14 protein-coding genes and 1 tRNA gene are annotated in these 15,766 nt (G+C 40.1%); 8 read left to right on the plus strand and 7 right to left on the minus strand.

The annotated features are described in order from the left end of the window. Positions 1-22 precede the first annotated feature (22 nt). From EHQ64_RS08225 to thiD, 3 genes are read left to right on the plus strand one after another with little or no spacing between them, the layout of a single operon-like run. Positions 23-1,846 carry a sensor histidine kinase gene (locus EHQ64_RS08225; RefSeq protein ID WP_135649009.1) on the plus strand — a complete coding sequence of 608 codons (1,824 nt, stop codon included), beginning with the start codon at positions 23-25 and terminating at the stop codon, positions 1,844-1,846. Continuing rightward, positions 1,843-2,196, plus strand: coding sequence for an MGMT family protein (locus EHQ64_RS08230; protein ID WP_135649010.1), 354 nt, complete (start codon positions 1,843-1,845; stop codon positions 2,194-2,196). Before EHQ64_RS08225 ends, EHQ64_RS08230 begins: the two co-directional genes overlap by 4 nt. Before the next feature lie 19 nt (positions 2,197-2,215). Beyond that, positions 2,216-3,031, plus strand: a complete 816-nt coding sequence (thiD, locus tag EHQ64_RS08235) for a bifunctional hydroxymethylpyrimidine kinase/phosphomethylpyrimidine kinase (RefSeq protein WP_135649011.1) — start codon at positions 2,216-2,218, stop codon at positions 3,029-3,031. On the opposite strand, the gene EHQ64_RS08240 is transcribed toward thiD, so the two are convergent. The 6 genes from EHQ64_RS08240 to hisB form a co-directional block, all read right to left on the minus strand. Next, complete coding sequence (locus tag EHQ64_RS08240) at positions 3,028-4,863, minus strand: DUF885 domain-containing protein (protein ID WP_425460404.1); 1,836 nt, start codon at positions 4,861-4,863, stop codon at positions 3,028-3,030. The genes thiD and EHQ64_RS08240 overlap by 4 nt on opposite strands. Positions 4,864-4,865: 2 nt before the next feature. Continuing rightward, positions 4,866-5,408 carry a hypothetical protein gene (locus tag EHQ64_RS08245; protein ID WP_135649013.1) on the minus strand — a complete coding sequence of 181 codons (543 nt, stop codon included), beginning with the start codon at positions 5,406-5,408 and terminating at the stop codon, positions 4,866-4,868. An 8-nt stretch (positions 5,409-5,416) separates the two neighbouring features. After that, entirely contained in the window at positions 5,417-6,634 is a 1,218-nt protein-coding gene (locus EHQ64_RS08250; protein WP_135649014.1) for a vitamin K epoxide reductase/DsbA family protein, read from the minus strand. A 94-nt stretch (positions 6,635-6,728) separates the two neighbouring features. Further along, positions 6,729-7,463, minus strand: a complete 735-nt coding sequence (gene hisA, locus EHQ64_RS08255; protein WP_135649015.1) for a 1-(5-phosphoribosyl)-5-[(5-phosphoribosylamino)methylideneamino]imidazole-4-carboxamide isomerase — start codon at positions 7,461-7,463, stop codon at positions 6,729-6,731. Next, entirely contained in the window at positions 7,460-8,092 is a 633-nt protein-coding gene (gene hisH, locus EHQ64_RS08260) for an imidazole glycerol phosphate synthase subunit HisH (RefSeq protein WP_135649016.1), read from the minus strand. Before hisH ends, hisA begins: the two co-directional genes overlap by 4 nt. After that, a complete protein-coding gene (gene hisB, locus EHQ64_RS08265) occupies positions 8,089-8,670 on the minus strand; it encodes an imidazoleglycerol-phosphate dehydratase HisB (protein ID WP_135649017.1) in 582 nt (193 codons plus the stop codon). Before hisB ends, hisH begins: the two co-directional genes overlap by 4 nt. Positions 8,671-8,785: 115 nt before the next feature. Here hisB and EHQ64_RS08270 point away from each other — a divergent pair. The 4 genes from EHQ64_RS08270 to EHQ64_RS08285 all read left to right on the plus strand — a co-directional run bounded on the left by EHQ64_RS08270 (position 8,786) and on the right by EHQ64_RS08285 (position 13,070). Next, a tRNA-Leu gene (locus EHQ64_RS08270) sits at positions 8,786-8,867 on the plus strand. Positions 8,868-9,373: 506 nt separating this feature from the next. Further along, positions 9,374-10,090, plus strand: a complete 717-nt coding sequence (locus EHQ64_RS08275; protein ID WP_246048646.1) for a hypothetical protein — start codon at positions 9,374-9,376, stop codon at positions 10,088-10,090. Positions 10,091-10,228: 138 nt separating this feature from the next. Beyond that, a complete protein-coding gene (locus tag EHQ64_RS08280; protein ID WP_135649018.1) occupies positions 10,229-11,842 on the plus strand; it encodes a long-chain fatty acid--CoA ligase in 1,614 nt (537 codons plus the stop codon). A 31-nt stretch (positions 11,843-11,873) separates the two neighbouring features. After that, positions 11,874-13,070, plus strand: coding sequence for a multidrug effflux MFS transporter (locus tag EHQ64_RS08285; protein ID WP_135649019.1), 1,197 nt, complete (start codon positions 11,874-11,876; stop codon positions 13,068-13,070). A 363-nt stretch (positions 13,071-13,433) separates the two neighbouring features. On the opposite strand, the gene lpxD is transcribed toward EHQ64_RS08285, so the two are convergent. After that, positions 13,434-14,486: a UDP-3-O-(3-hydroxymyristoyl)glucosamine N-acyltransferase gene (lpxD, locus tag EHQ64_RS08290; RefSeq protein ID WP_135649020.1), complete on the minus strand. Its 1,053-nt coding sequence runs from the start codon at positions 14,484-14,486 to the stop codon at positions 13,434-13,436. Positions 14,487-14,741: 255 nt separating this feature from the next. Here lpxD and EHQ64_RS08295 point away from each other — a divergent pair, with 255 nt between their 5' ends. Beyond that, complete coding sequence (locus EHQ64_RS08295; protein ID WP_135649021.1) at positions 14,742-15,674, plus strand: ferredoxin reductase domain-containing protein; 933 nt, start codon at positions 14,742-14,744, stop codon at positions 15,672-15,674. Positions 15,675-15,766: the final 92 nt, after the last annotated feature.

The following is a 15,766-nucleotide window of genomic DNA, read 5'->3' on the forward strand; positions in this document are numbered from 1 at the left end:
AGCCTAATTTTACGGGATCGCGATGAAAATCATACGCAAATTCGGACCGATATTTGGTCTTGTTTTAGCCGCATTTCTTTTACAATCGGCTTTAATCTTCGGTTTGGATTTCAAATCCTTAGATCCGGATCGGACAATCGTTCTTTTAATTAGTCTGCCTTTTACCACTTTAGCCGCTGTTTTTGTATGGATTTGGTTTAATGAGTTCGGGCCTGCTTTGAATTTATCTTCTGCACTTTCAAAGCTGACGATTAAAGACCAGGAATACGTAAAATACCTTTCTTCGTTAGATAAATTCAAAAGTGATCTAATTGCAACCAACATCACGGAAAGTGTATGCGAGAAAATCCTAAAATTTCTACCGAATATTATCAATACGAGTAGATCTAAGATCTATTTATGGAGAGAAGATCTAGGAAAATTCTCCCCTTATCCTAGAGATTCAGGAGAAGACCATTTTTATATATTTGATCCTTTCCTTCTATGGATCACTGAACACGATAAAATTTTTCATTCGGAAGAATTTATAGAAAACGCGAAACTTCTTCAAATACGAGAGCATGCTCTTTCTTTCGCGGCAAAAACCAAAGCCGAGCTACTTGTCCCTTTTATTCTAAACAAAAGTCTTTTGGGAATGTTAGTTTTAGGCCCAAGGAACGACGGAAGAAGATATTCTAGCTCCGAATTGGAAAAACTAAACGAAATGCGTTCAGTCTCCGTAATGTCACTTTCAAATTCCATATTTTACGAAAGATTGATAGAACTTACTGAAACTTTGGAAGAGAAAGTTCGGCATAGGACCCAAGAATTAGAAAGCGCTCAATCTCAATTGATCATGTCCGAAAAGATGGCATCCTTAGGAACCATGGTTGCCGGGATTGCACACGAGATCAATACTCCCGCCGGAGTAATCAACGGCTCTGCAGACAATTTGGAATCGAATATGAACTTTATAGTAAAGAACGTATTCGAAATCGTAAGATTCGCCCGAAATAAAAAACTCAGAAAGTCTTTCGAAATCGCACTTCTTCATATCTTAAGAGACAGAAAGAAAAGTCAGATTATGGAGTCCAAAGATAAGTTTCGAATCAAAAGAGAAGTGCGGGACGAAATGGTCGAACTAGGAATAGAACTATCTTTGGCCGGCGAAGTTGCATCTTTTATCATCGAGAATGATATTATGGAAGTTCGAAAGTATATTTTCGAAATTTTGGCGCAAGGCGCGAAGCCTGGCTATGAAATGTTGAAACATGCTTCCAATACCAGTAGAAACATTAAGAATATAAAATATTCGATCAAAAACATAGTTCGTATCGTTAAAGCTTTAAAGTACTATTCTCATTTAGATCAAAGCAAATCTTTCACAAATGCCGACTTGATAGAAGGTATCGAGAACACTTTAGTTATCATGAACAACCAATTGAAATACGGAGTAGAGGTGAAGAAGAATTTCTCTCCTATTCCTAAGATCGTATGCAATCCGGACGAATTAAATCAAGTTTGGACCAATTTGATACAGAATGCGAACCAAGCAATCCGTGGTCAGGGAACGATCGAATTATCCGCTTATTCAAAGGGAGAAACTGTTACTATCGAAGTCCAAGATGACGGGCCCGGTATAGATCCCTCGATCAAAGACAGGATTTGGGATCCATTCTTCACTACAAAGGATCAGGGAGAAGGTTCCGGCTTAGGGCTTGGAATCGTAAAAGGGATCGTGGAAAAGCATAAAGGCAAAATTACTGTAGAATCCATGCCTGGTAAGACCGTATTCAAAGTGGAATTACCTTTGCGACCTCCGCAACCGAATGTAGATCCTAGCTTTATAGAAAGATCCGCAGTATGACGACTAAGATCAAAAAGAAGAAGATCGTAATCAAAGAAGAGAACTTTTACGAACAAGTTTACAAAATCGTAAAGAAGATCCCAAAAGGGAAAGTCACAAGCTACGGCAGGATCGCTGCGATCATGGGAAAACCAAGAGCTGCAAGAGCAGTAGGGTACGCCTTAAATTCTCTGAAGAAGGGCCAGGAACAAAAAGTCCCTTGGCAAAGAGTAATCAATAGTATGGGAAAAATTTCCTTTCGAGGGGATGCTCCTCGAGCAATACTTCAAAAAAAACTTTTAGAATCTGAAGGGATTAAATTTTCTAGAGAAGAGGTCGTGGATTGGAAACGATTCGGATGGCCAGACTAATTTTAATTCAGAGTTTCTAATGGAAAAACCAGTAGTAGTTACGATTGCAGGATCAGATTCCGGAGGTGGGGCAGGGATCCAAGCAGATCTAAAAACGTTTAATTCGACAGGTTCTTTTGGTGCATCCGTAATCACTTGTTTAACTGCTCAAAATCCTGACGGAGTCACCGGAATTTTGGAAGTGGATCCGGATTTTTTAGAAAAACAATTAGTCGCCGTTTTTTCTTATTTTCCAGTGAAAGCTGTTAAAACCGGGATGTTGTTTTCGGAAAGTTTAATACGCACAGTTTCAAGAATACTAAAAGAGTATAGATCTAAAGGTCAGAATTTTGATTTAGTCCTGGATCCGGTTATGGTTGCGACAAGTGGCGCAAAACTTTTGCAGGACGAAGCGATCCAATCTTTGATTTCCGAATTGATACCGATGGCAAGTGTCATTACTCCGAATCTGGACGAGGCGAAAATTCTAGGTGCGGCCGAGATCTCTAAAATCGAGGCGATGGAATCGGGTGCGGTGGAATCGGGTGCGGTGGAACTTTCTAAAAAATTCGGAGTGCCTGTTTTATTAAAAGGTGGCCATATAAAAAACTCGAAAGACGCGCTGGATGTATTAGGAATTCCGAATGGAAATACTTTTCAATATTCGAAACCGTTCGTGCAGGACTTTAATCCGCATGGAACAGGATGCACTTATTCTTCTGCTATTGCTTCGTATTTAGCCCAAGGATCTTCACTACCTGAATCCGTAAAAAAGGCTAGGGACTTTTTACATTCTGCAATTTTACAGTCTTATCAAGCCGGAAAGACAAAAACCTTAAATCATAATCCGATTTAATTTTTAGGTACTAATCCTAATTCTTCTTTCGAAGCCTTTTCCAATATTTCTAACGGAAGAGATCCTTTTCCTAAAACAAAACCATGGTATTGTTTTATGTCGAAGTCTTCTCCTTTAACCGATTTCCAATCCTCTCTCATTTTTAAAAATGAGATCATTCCTATCTTGTAGGAACAAGCCTGGCCCGGATAAACTATATATCTTTCAATCTCTGCAGAAACTTCTTTAGGAGCCATTCCGGTATTGTCTGACATGTAACGGATCGCTTCTTCACGGCTCCAACGTTTATAATGAATACCAGTATCTACTACTAGTCTAACCGCACGAAATAGTTCCGCCTGCAATCTACCTAGATCCACATATGGGTCCGAATAAAAGTTATAATCTTTAGCCAGGCGTTCCGCGTAGAGAGCCCAACCTTCTACAAATGCAGTAAAATGTGTAGTCCTTAATTTTCTAGGAGCGGAGGTCAATTCTTGAGACCAAGCGATTTGTAAATGATGACCTGGTATAGTTTCATGATACGTTAATGTGTTCATTCCAAACTTAGGGATCTCTTTCAGATCTCTTAAATTAGCGTAGAATACCCCGGGTCTTTTTCCATCCAGACTAGGCTCTTCATAATAAGCTCCCGGAGCGCCAGCTTCTTTGAATTCCGGAATTCTTTCTACTTGCACTTTCGCTTTTGGCCAAGAAGGAAAAATGGATTTTGATTTTTCGATCGAATCTTTCAGGATTTCTCTATAAACTTCGATTACCTTTTCTTTACTTTCCGGAACATTCGGAAATTGAAACTCGGGTTTTTCACGCAATTGTTTCATTGTAGTTTGAAGGTTCGTGATTTTAGATCCGGAATTTTCTAAGATCGACTTCATTTCGGATTGGATCCTTGCTACTTCAGAAAGACCGATTTGATGAACTTCTTCAGGGGAAAGATTCGTAGTAGTATGATATTTTAAAGTATGCTCGTAGTATTTATCCCCGTTCGGAAGTTTCCATACTCCAGCTTTATTATCCGAAGATTTTAGCTGCTGCTCTAAAAATTTCTGTAATTTAGAATAAGAAGGATAAACCGAACTTGTCAGGAGTTTTTTCACTTCCGCAAGAGCGAAGTTTTTTTGATCGGAAGTTAATTCATCATTCTTCTCCAATTTTTTCTTCAAACTTACATAAAGAATGTTCTCTTCAGGATTTTTAACTTGGAAATGATCCAATTCATCCAACACCCTTTTTAAAATAAAATCCGGAGGGATTACTCCGTTGGATTGCCTGAGTTCCAATCCTCTGATCACTTGGTCCAGTTTTAATGAGATCCCATTCATTCTAGAAAGATACGATTCTACATCTTCATAATCTTCTATCATATGAGAAGTAGCGAGAAAAGAAGGAATATGATTTTGGATCCCGAAGAGTTGATTTACCGGATAATAATTATAGATGAATTTTTCCTGGTCCGCACCAAGCTCTAGATCCCATTCCATTGCCTTATAGTAGATCTTATCTTCTCCTTTTAAACCGGAAGTATCATAAGATCTAAGGGTTTCCAAATCTCTTTTTGCTTTATCCGCTCTCTCCATTTCTTTTTCGGGGGAAGAGTCGGACCATTTGTGATTATGGGAACGAACTCCCCAGGAATCCAAGATCCGAAGAGAAGTTAAAGTTTCCGGATCATCAAGAACATTCTCCCAGAAAATTTTTTCATAATACAAACCTAATGTAAGAGGACGAAAATTGATCGTATGCCAGATAAGAATGCCGAAAGACAGTACGAGCAGACCGAGAAAGGAAAAACTTAAGATTAAAGTTTTCTTCAACATGGAAGGTTCTCCGATGATTAGAAAAGTGGGATCAGGACCTTAATTAAAAACGCCAATAATAAGGTCCAAATGGCAGAAGAAGAAATAGCGAATGTGAAATGATTTTCCCAATTTAGTAGAGGAACACATACGAATAGGAACATTCCTAAATAAGAGAGATATGGCTTTCTTAAATATAAAGTTTTTTGCCATTCGAAAAAACCTTCTCTAAAATCTTTCGCGTCTCCTTTAACTTTGTTCAAAAAGATCCATTCCGAAACGAGTCCGAATATAGAGAAGAATAGAAAGAAAAAGGAAATGATAAAGATCCAAGCCCAATCCAAAAACGATATCGGGTAAAAAACGAATAAGACCGGGATCGAAAATGAAAGTAGTGCCATAAACGGAAAAAAGAAAACCGTACGAAACAATCTACTTTCGGAGAGAAATTTGAAAAAAGGGATCCGGCCTGGAAGTTGGTGAGATCCGCAGAACAAACATTTTTCCGAATCGGAAAGAATGGAAGAGCCGCAGTTCCTACAATAAAAATTCTTTTTAGGGACTTCGGCTGCTTCCGACACTGAAAACCTCAGACTTTTTTAATTAAACTTTCTATCAAAGCTCTTAAAAAAGCTTCGTTAGGAGTTCCGCTTCGAATCGGTTTATTATTTATGAATAAACTCGGTGTGCTATGGATCTCCACTTTTGCAGCATCGTCCACTTCTTTATTGATCTGGGTCCTAACTGCAGGAGAAGAAAGGCAGGATCTAAACTGATTCATGTCCAACCCTTCTTGTTGAGCCAAACTTAAAACGGAAGCTGGAGAATGAGCGATCCGATTTTCCGTATTTCTATATAATCCTTCATACATTAGAGGGAACTTATTTTGTTTGTCTGCACAAATTGCTGCAGAAGCGGCAACACAAGAGCTTGCATCCGGGCGAGGAGATTGAACTAGTTTATTACAATTTGCATCCAGAGGAAAATTTTTATAAACGATTTTCACTAAGCCAGGATAATCTCTAAGAATCCTTTTTAGGATATGAGAAGTATCCATACAATGACCACAATTGAAATCTGCAAATTTTACGATAGTGATCGGAGCGTTCGGATCTCCCTGAATAGAAGAGCCCGGCAAATCGATGGGAACAACAGGAGCTTTTTCGTATTCTGCCAATTGTTTTTGGATCTGTGCAACTCCAGTATGTTCCCCATCAACTAGAGAATCATGAAATGATTTCCCACCGACTTGACCTACAGCTAAGAATAATAAAACTATTATATACAAATTCAGACCTTCCGGTTGAAAAACACTCGAAGCCTTTTTTATAGATTTATCCGAGTAATCTTTTATAAGGAAGAAAGTTCCTCCCGCTAAGATCAATGTAGAGATCCAAGTAACCGCACAAAGACCGCAGACGGCGTCTATATAGAATACGGAAGCGGAGAAAAGTCCTAAATCGATTACGAAAGCGATCACAAGAAGATAAAAAGCGAGTAGCAAATATCCTTCTTTGTTCTCGCTCTTCTGTTCAGAACGAACAAATAAATATGCGATAAAACCGTAAAAAGCGAATCCGAATAATGCGATTGGAAGATCTCCTAATACAGGGACTCCTCTGATCGCGGATATGCTACTTTCCGAAACTTTGGAGCAAGATCCAGATTCGCTGACAACGTCACATAAGGATTGAGCAAGACCGTCTGCGGTCTCACCCCCGAAATATTTACGGATCAATAAAAACGAAATAATCGCGGCTAAACTGGAAATACCTGCGAGAATATAGCTTGGGGACAATTTTTTCATTCGGAACTCCGATTACAAAATACCTTTATACGTACAAGGAAGGCATAGGGAAAGAAAAAATAAGAAGATCGGTGCTGATATAAAAGAATTAAAATTAATCGGAACCTAAGCTGGTAATGGCTTCGGCGAGATCGATTTTGCCTTCATACAAAGCTTTTCCGGTAATCACTCCGTACATTGGGATAGAAGTTCCCAATGTTGATAAGGCCATGATATCCTTTAAAGAGGAAATCCCTCCGGATGCGATTACTTGAAAATTATATCTGCTTAGAATTTCCTTATATGCGTTGAGATTTGGACCCGCTAAAGTTCCGTCTTGGGCGATATCTGTGAAAATAATATTACGGATCCCTGCTTGCTGCATTTTTTCCAATAGATCCAGATACTTAACACCGGAGTCTACTTCCCAACCTGCAATTTTGACGATCCCGTCTCTTGCATCAACAGCGACGACGATCCTGTCCTCGCCGTACTTCTTTAAAGCGAATTCTAAAAGTTCCGGATTATTGACTGCAGCTGTACCCAGGATAAAACGATCTATACCGATCGAATCATAATACTCCAATTTTTCCTTATCACGGATCCCGCCGCCCAACTGGATCTTCAAATTGGAAGATTTACGGATCTTTGATATAGATTCCGTATTGATCCCGATCTGATTTCTCGCACCGTTCAGATCCACTAAATGAAGAAGAGTGGCTCCGTTTTTCTCAAAACCTTCTGCAAGCTTCCAAGGTTCGGTAGAATAGATCGTCTTTTCGTCGTAATTACCTTTGAATAATCTAACTGCGCAATTATCCAACAAATCGATAGCGGGAATTAAAATCATAAGGATTTAATAAAGTTCTCCAGGATCTTTAGACCGAAAGAGTAGGATTTTTCGGGATGGAACTGTGTTCCGAATACGTTTTCTTTTTCGATTACTGCAGGAAATTTTTCTCCATAGTAATCGCAGAAACCTGTGATAGCTGAACTCTCTACTCCGACAGGACGGTAAGAGTGTATAAAATATGCGAAGGATTCGTCTTCCAAATTTTTTAACAAATTACTTTTGGAAGGATTTCTTTTATATAATTTATTCCAGCCTATATGCGGGACCTTATAGTTTTTTCCCTTAAACTTGCGGATCTTACCTTTAATGTATCCGAGTCCGGCAACAGTTTCCTTTTGGTTTCCGGAAATAGTTTCATCCGAATCTTCGAATAAGATCTGAAAGCCTATGCAGATCCCAAACAAAGGTTTTCCTGCTTTTACATGATCGTCCACGAATCCTCTAAGGCCGGAATCGTTTAGATTATTCATTGCCTTATCGAAATGGCCATCACCCGGAAGAATGATCGCATCCGCATTTTTTAAAACGGAACTTTCTTTTGTATAAGCGAAGTCCTTTGTAAAAAGAGAAATAGCTTTTAGGCAAGAGTGAATGTTTCCCATTCCATAATCTAGAACGGCAATCATTCAAGCACACCTTTCGTAGAAGGGATTGCTCCCCCAGCTGCAGGGTCAATTTCGAATGCCATTCTTAACGCCTTACCAAAAGCCTTAAAAATGGATTCATGAATATGATGACGATTTTCTCCGTAATGAACGATCACATGCAAATTCATCTTTGCGTTCAAAGCAAACTTTTGTAGGAATTCCAACGAAAGTTCCGCGTCGTAGATCCCGAATTTACCAACAAGTTCAGGGCCGGTGTATTTATAATAATATCTGCCACCTAAATCTACCGCTACAGTAGTTAGAACTTCATCCATAGGTAAGGTATAGTGACCGTATCTTCTGATCCCAGCCTTATCACCCAGTTGTTTATGGATCGTGTTGCCGAGAAGGATCGCAGTATCTTCCACACTATGATGACAATCGATTTCTATGTCGCCTCGTAGCCAAAGATCAATATCAATCAAACCGTGTTTGGAAACATGGGAGAGCATATGCTCGAAGAACGGGATCTGAGTATCAAAATTATATTTTCCAGTGCCTCGAATATCCAAGGACAGCTTAATGTCCGTCTCGGAAGTTTTGCGTTCTTCTTTCATTCTATCCTGACCCTACTTTCCTATTAATTATCGTGTCAATGAATTCCAAAAATAAGCTGACGGAAAGTCTTAAAGACCAAAATTATCCCTGGGGATAAAGCCCCTCCAACCACAAGTCGAAGTGGCGGAATTGGTAGACGCACTGGTTTCAGGTACCAGCGGGTAACACCGTGGGGGTTCGAGTCCCTTCTTCGGCAAAAAATTTCTATTAAACAAAATGTAAAAGGGACTCGAAGCTTTCGAGCGAGAGCGTTTGCAGTGACCCGTAGGGAACGTAGCAAACGTGATCTGAGTCCATGGATGGACGAAGACGCGAGAAAGACGCCTCGGAGCTTAGTTTACCAGGATGGGAAACTGCGTAGAGGCGAGTCCCTTCTTCGGCAAAAGAATTTCTATTAAACAGAATATGAAAGGGACTCGAAGCGAGTTCAGTAAAGCAAACATAGCGATTCGTAGAGAGCGTCATGTTTGCGCCCGAGGGACACGAAGTCCCGAGGACTGAACGAGACGCCGTGGAGCCAAATCGAACAGGATGTGAGATTGCGAAACGGCGAGTCCCATCATTTGATCGGTCCGATGCAAAACTGTGTAGCGGGCGAGTCCAATGGGAAACTGCGTAGAGGCGAGTCCCTTCTTCGGCAAAAAGAGATTGAGCTCTTCTCTATACTTCCTACCTTCTAACTACTAAATTCAGTATCCCTAAATGAAATCCCTTTTACTACTTCCACTTATCTTCCTCTCCTGCCTTTCTTCAGCTAAAAGTTTACAACAATCTTATCTAAACCACCCAAACATAGAAAAGGCCTGTCTCCATTATCTTTCTTCCGATAAATCCAATCTCTTTGGAGAAGATAGAGTCATGTTCGATACTTTAGAAAAGATCGCAGAGCATGATGTAGGCAAAGAAATTTATCTGACTGGACAAATCGTTTACGATCCTCAAGCAGGAGAGGGCAGGCATATCATACTCGGCAAAGATGATAAGATTGAATATTATCGGATCAAGTACGAGAGTTTAGATGCAAAGGAGGGAACAGATTTCTTTTGTGCGGAAAGGATCAGATTCGATTTAGAAAGAAAATTCCAAGCTACTTCTGCGAAACTCAAAACGAATCCTTTAGATCTGAAAGCACGACAGGAATCGGAGAAAAATTTAGAATCATATCTTAGGTTCTCTAATGGAGTAAAAGGAAAATCCCAGATCATTCGTAATTTTTTATTTTTCTCTTTGGCAAAATATCTAAAGGGAGATCAAGGTTTGCCAATTTCTCCCTGCGGACTTACACAAAAGATTGCAGAGTCTATTTCCATTGCTACAACCGGACTTACAGATGCAGATTCGAAATTATCCTGGGCATCTCAAATTCAATTTTTAACCGCGTATGAACTAGGTTTTACTTTAGCGGGATATTGCAGATGAAGATCGGCTAACTCTGTTTAGTTTTATCTGTCCATAAATTCATATCGAATATCAAAGTCCGAATTTTCCGATTCTTCTTGACCGAACTATAATCCTTAATTATTCTTTTGCCCGAATTTATTCCAAGCGGAGAAGTGTATGCGTTCTACTATGATGGATTATCCTTTAGTACTTCCTTCTATTTTAAAAAGAGCGAAAGAAGTACATCCTCACAAAGAAATTATTACGAAATGGCATGATAATTCCATCCAACGCCTTACTTACGGTGATTTTTATAAAAGAACGATCCGACTCATGAGTGCACTTAGAAAGGCAGGGGTAAAGCCCGGAGATGCAATTGCTACATTCTGCTTAAACCACTCCGTTCACTTGGAGTTATACTTTGCGATCCCTAGTATTCGAGCGGTCCTACACACAATCAATATCAGATTGTTCCCTGAACAACTTACCTACATCATTAATGAAGCGAAGGATAAGTTCATTTTCGTAGATAAATCCTTAGCTTCTTCGATCGAGAAGAACTTAAGTCAGATCCATGGGGTGCAAAAATATATCATCATAGATGACAAAGAAAATATCCCTCTTCCGAATTTGCCTAATTCGATCTTGTATGAAGACTTTTTGAAGACAGGTGACGAAGTTGAAAATTTCGAACCGATCGACGAATTTGAGGCTGCAGGGATCTGTTATACTTCGGGAACAACTGGAAATCCAAAAGGAGTGGTCTACTCGCATCGCTCTACCTATCTTCATTCCATGTCTATCTGTATGGGGGACGCATTAAATATTCGTGAATCTGAAACCGTTCTTCCAGTTGTTCCAATGTTCCATGTAAATTCATGGGGGATCCCTTTTGCTGCAGTGATGACCGGTTGTAAATTAGTATTTCCAGGGAAACATCTATTAGGAGCAGCTTTAGCAGAACTATTGGAATCGGAAGGAGTTACCTTAACTGCAGGAGTTCCTACAGTTTGGAATGTTCTCTACCAACATTTAAAGAAAACGAAATATAATTTAAAACTCCATACTATGGTCGTAGGAGGTTCTGCTGCTCCTAGAGGTTTGATAGAAGGATTCGAGAAAGAATTTGGTATTTCGATCTTACATGCGTGGGGAATGACGGAAACTTCTCCGGTAGGAACCGTATCTCATCTGCGCGGTTTCATGAATGAATGGGAAGATGAAAAAAGATATTCTTATCGCGCCAAACAAGGAGTCCCTGTACCGGGCGTTGAGATCAGAGCGGTTGATGATCAGGGAAAAGATGTTCCTAAGGATGGAAAAACTCCAGGTGAACTTTTAGTTCGAGGACCCTGGATTGCGGCATCTTATAAAAGTGGAGAGTCTCCTGAGTCCTTTACATCAGATGGTTGGTTTAGGACCGGAGATGTAGTCGTTTTAGATGAGTTCGGTTACATGCAAATTACGGATCGAAAAAAAGATCTGATCAAAACAAGAGGGGAATGGATCTCTTCCGTTGATATGGAAAATCTAGTCATGGCAGATCCGGATGTTTTAGAAGCAGCTGTTGTAGGAAGAAAAGATCCTGTAAGGGATGAAGCACCCGTTGTATTCATAGTTCCTATAGAAGGTAAAACCTTGGACGCAAAAAAAATACATGATAGACTCAAAGATCATTTCGCTCATTGGCAGTTGCCTAAGTTGGATGATATTCGGTCGGTTTCCACAATCCCGAAAACCAGTGTTGGTAAATTCGATAAGAAAATTCTAAGAAAGCAGTTAGAAGAATAGACCTCGTCGGGTTCGGCCAAATTCTAGGATTGTGGCTAAATCCAATACTACTCTTATTATTCTTTTAGGGGCCTTGACTGCTGTCGGCCCCTTTTCTATTGATATGTATCTTCCCGGAATGGATTCCATCGCGAATTATTTCGAGACTCCGATTGAAAATGCACAACTCACTCTAGCGAGTTTCATTTTTGGAATTTCTTTTGGGCAATTATTCTACGGTCCTATAATAGACAGATTTGGCCGTAAAACTCCCTTAATAGTAGGGATGGTATTATATATAGTAAGTTCTTTAGCCTGCGCTTTCTCCCCCTCTATCTGGGCTTTAGTATTCTTTCGGTTTTTACAATCGCTCGGAGCTTGTGCCGGAATGGTGATCCCTAGAGCGGTAATCCGAGACGCATTCCCTCCTCATGAAGGGGCCAAAGTTTTTTCCCAGATCATTTTAGTCATGGGTGTCGCTCCAATCATTGCTCCTTCAATCGGTGCTTTACTACTAGACTATATGGATTGGAAATGGATCTTTCATGCGTTAGCAGCGATTTCCGTTGTTACTCTAATTACAACGATTGTTTCTTTCCAGGATCGAAAAGGGCCGGATCAAAGTATTTCCTTAAAGATCATTCCGGTATTGAAAGAATATGCAGAAGTATTTTCAAATCATCATTTTAGGGCTTATGCATTGACTTCAGGTTTTGCAGCTGCAGTAATGTTTGCGTATATCGGAGGATCACCGTATGTTTTTAAAGTGCTTCACGGATTAGACAATAAAGAATACGGAATACTTTTCAGCTTTAATGCTGGAGGCTTGATCTTATCCAGCCAACTCAATCGACTCCTATTAAAAAAATATGAAGCAGCTAGCATTGTTAAATTCGTATGTCTTTCATATTTTCCGGTCTCTTTCTGCTTGGTCTTATTTTCGATTTTGGGATTCGGATTTATCCCGATGTTAGTTTTGATTTTCTTATTGGTAAGTGCGTTCGGATTAATAGTACCAAATTCCTCCGCTCTTGCAATGGCACCGTTCTCTAAAAATGCAGGAAGTGCTTCCGCTTTAATGGGCGCTCTGCAATTAGGATTCGGATCTATCTCCACAGCTGCCGTAAGCATTTTACATGACGGTAGCGAATTGCCTATGCTTATAGTAATGTCAGTAGGTGGGCTTTCAGCAATGTTCTGTTTATTATTATCAGGAAGAAAGATCAGGCACTTAAAAGAATTGAATTAATGATGAAGTGTCTTAGGGGTTAAAATTTTTTTTGAATGAAGGACCCGAGAATTCGGGTCTTTTCAAATGAGTTTTTTATTAATTGCGGAAGTATCTTAGGTCGCTGATCAAAACCACTTTTTCTGAATGTGGTTCGAGCAGACTATCCGCATAGGAATCCAACAACTTTCCTAATTTATCTTTTTGAGGAAAGTCCCGCCTAGAGAGCTGGGAGTTCGGAATTTCGCCCGAGATCTCAGGACTTGGTCGGGTATTCAAAATCGCCTCCGAATTTGGGATAAGGCGAAGAATTGATCTTCAACCGAACCATGTCAAGCTGAAAGGACATAATTCGGTTTAAGTCCGAGCGGTTTTTAAACTGCCTTATTCTTCAGCACTAATCCCTAATTTGGATTCAAGAGCTTTGATCCTTCTGGCCCATTTTTGGAAATTGACCACATTCTTGATGTTTACTCTTAATTTTTGGAATTCAGGAAAAGTAAGACCGTAGTCCCAGCCCACATAAATATCAGGTTTTGCTAGAGTATTTCTGACAGAAGTTCCACCACCTACAATCGTTCCGCTCGGAATACTGATATGATCCGCGACTCCGCAGCCTCCACCAATCGTTACATTATCACCGATCGTAGTGGATCCAGCGATCCCGGTATAACCTGCGATTACTACATTTTTTCCTAATACACAGTTATGGCCGATATGGACAAGGTTATCGAATTTGCATCCATCTCCGATGATCGTGTTTTCTAAACCACCTCTATCTATCGCACTATTGGAACCCATCTCCACATCGTCTCCAACGATCACAGTTCCGACTTGTGGGATCTTGTTGTGTTTTCCATTTGCAAATACGAATCTAAATCCGTCTCCGCCAACTGTGCAATTTCCGAAAGATTTAAATCTTTTTCCGATAATCACTCCATGATGGATCACGTTATTCGGTCCTACGTGAGAACCCTCTCCAACTTTTGCACCTCTACCGATCCGAACTCCGTCTTCTAAGATAGAGTTGTCTCCAATCTCTGCTCCTTCTGCAACAGATGCAAAATTCCCAACATAACAATTTTTGCCGACCTTAGCATTTGGATGAACAAAAGCAGTCGGTTCGATCTTATTTTCGAATTTATGAGGAGGATAAATTAAATCTAATACTTGAGCAAGGATCAAATCCGGCTTATCCACGACTAGACAAGGAACTTCCAACTCTTTCGCAAACTCAGCGGTGGTTAATACTATGCTCGATGCAGTTTTTTTAGCATCACTTAACATCTTTTTATTTGCGAGAAAACTAATGCTGTTCGTAACTCCCGGGTTTACCGGAGAAACTGATTCTACCTGAATTTTTTTCGGGTCCGCGCAATTTTCTATTTTTGCTCCGGAAATTTTGGAAGCCAGTTCTTCCAACGTATATCTAGCCATTAAGACCCTCTTCTATACATTTATATTATCTGCCAACGTATTACGGATTCGGATTCGGATCTATCCGAAATTTGGACTTTCCGGATCGATTGAACGGATGGTCATTCCAATTCTATTTCAATCAGCCGATCTTAATTCAAGAGGACATAATACAGATAGAATCGGCCCTGGTTTATTAAATATCCCGTTTGACGAATTAGCTTCCGAAAAAATTCTGTAATACATTAGAAATCGACATTAGGATCCAACCCGCCTATGAAGCCCGTTAGAGAGCCGCAAATCAATATATTCAAAAAATCAAACCCGCTAAAAGCGAAGGTTATTAGCAACGTTCGCCTGACACCGGAACCGGGAGCAGGTAAAAGACCTAAAAAAGAAGGCGAGTCCTTAATTCATAGAATTACATTAGCGATCGATCATTCTCAGTATCCTTATTTGATCGGACAATCCGGTGGGATTATTCCTCCTGGTGAAGATCCTGAAAAAAAGGCGAAAGGTTTAGCTGATGCAGCTTATACTGTTCGTTTATATTCCATCGCTTCTCCTAGTTACTCTTTCGGAATGAAAGAAGATACGATCGAATTCATCATCAAAAGAGACAATGTTTATGATGGTGATGGAAACGTTCAGTTCAAAGGAGTTTGTTCCAACTACGTTTGTGATCTAAAAGAAGGCGACGAAGTAGTAATGACCGGTCCTTCCGGAAAAAAATTCCTTCTTCCTACAGGAGATTTTTCCGGTGACATCATGTTCCTAGCAACCGGAACAGGGATCGCTCCTTTCATCGGAATGAGCGAAGAACTTCTAGAGCATAAACTGATCAACTTTACCGGAAACATTACTCTTGTATACGGAGCTCCTTATTCCGACGAGCTGGTCCTTATGGATTATCTAAGAGACTTAGAGAAAAAATTCCCGAACTTCAAACTTGTTACTGCAATCTCCAGAGAGGAAAACAATCCTTTCGACGGTGGAAGAATGTATATCTCTCACAGAGTAAAAATGTTGGAAGCGGAAGTGAAGAAGGTCCTTTCTTCCGGCGGACGTTTCTACATCTGCGGCGGACCGAAAGGAATGGAGAAAGGAGTGATCGAAGAGATCCAAAAGATCGACGGAAACTCCGGAACTTATGAAGATTTCAAACATCATTTAGAAGGCGCCCACCAACTTTTTGTGGAGACCTACTGATCGATTTTCTAAAATTTTTCTGAGTAAAAGGCTCCCAATCGGGGGCCTTTTTTTATGGAAAACGACTGGAAATCCAAAACCGGGAGTTTACT

This window comes from Leptospira sarikeiensis (assembly GCF_004769615.1).
Lineage (GTDB): Bacteria > Spirochaetota > Leptospiria > Leptospirales > Leptospiraceae > Leptospira_B > Leptospira_B sarikeiensis.

Excerpts from the sequence above, each read along its gene's own strand:
- EHQ64_RS08225 (WP_135649009.1), top strand. The coding sequence starts at position 23 with ATGAAAATCATACGCAAATTCGGACCGATATTTGGTCTTGTTTTAGCC.
- hisH (WP_135649016.1), bottom strand. The coding sequence starts at position 8,092 with ATGATTGCCGTTCTAGATTATGGAATGGGAAACATTCACTCTTGCCTA.
- lpxD (WP_135649020.1), bottom strand. The coding sequence starts at position 14,486 with ATGGCTAGATATACGTTGGAAGAACTGGCTTCCAAAATTTCCGGAGCA.
- EHQ64_RS08275 (WP_246048646.1), top strand. The coding sequence starts at position 9,374 with ATGAAATCCCTTTTACTACTTCCACTTATCTTCCTCTCCTGCCTTTCT.
- hisA (WP_135649015.1), bottom strand. The coding sequence starts at position 7,463 with ATGATTTTAATTCCCGCTATCGATTTGTTGGATAATTGCGCAGTTAGA.
- EHQ64_RS08280 (WP_135649018.1), top strand. The coding sequence starts at position 10,229 with ATGCGTTCTACTATGATGGATTATCCTTTAGTACTTCCTTCTATTTTA.
- EHQ64_RS08250 (WP_135649014.1), bottom strand. The coding sequence starts at position 6,634 with ATGAAAAAATTGTCCCCAAGCTATATTCTCGCAGGTATTTCCAGTTTA.
- hisB (WP_135649017.1), bottom strand. The coding sequence starts at position 8,670 with ATGAAAGAAGAACGCAAAACTTCCGAGACGGACATTAAGCTGTCCTTG.
- EHQ64_RS08230 (WP_135649010.1), top strand. The coding sequence starts at position 1,843 with ATGACGACTAAGATCAAAAAGAAGAAGATCGTAATCAAAGAAGAGAAC.
- thiD (WP_135649011.1), top strand. The coding sequence starts at position 2,216 with ATGGAAAAACCAGTAGTAGTTACGATTGCAGGATCAGATTCCGGAGGT.
- EHQ64_RS08295 (WP_135649021.1), top strand. The coding sequence starts at position 14,742 with ATGAAGCCCGTTAGAGAGCCGCAAATCAATATATTCAAAAAATCAAAC.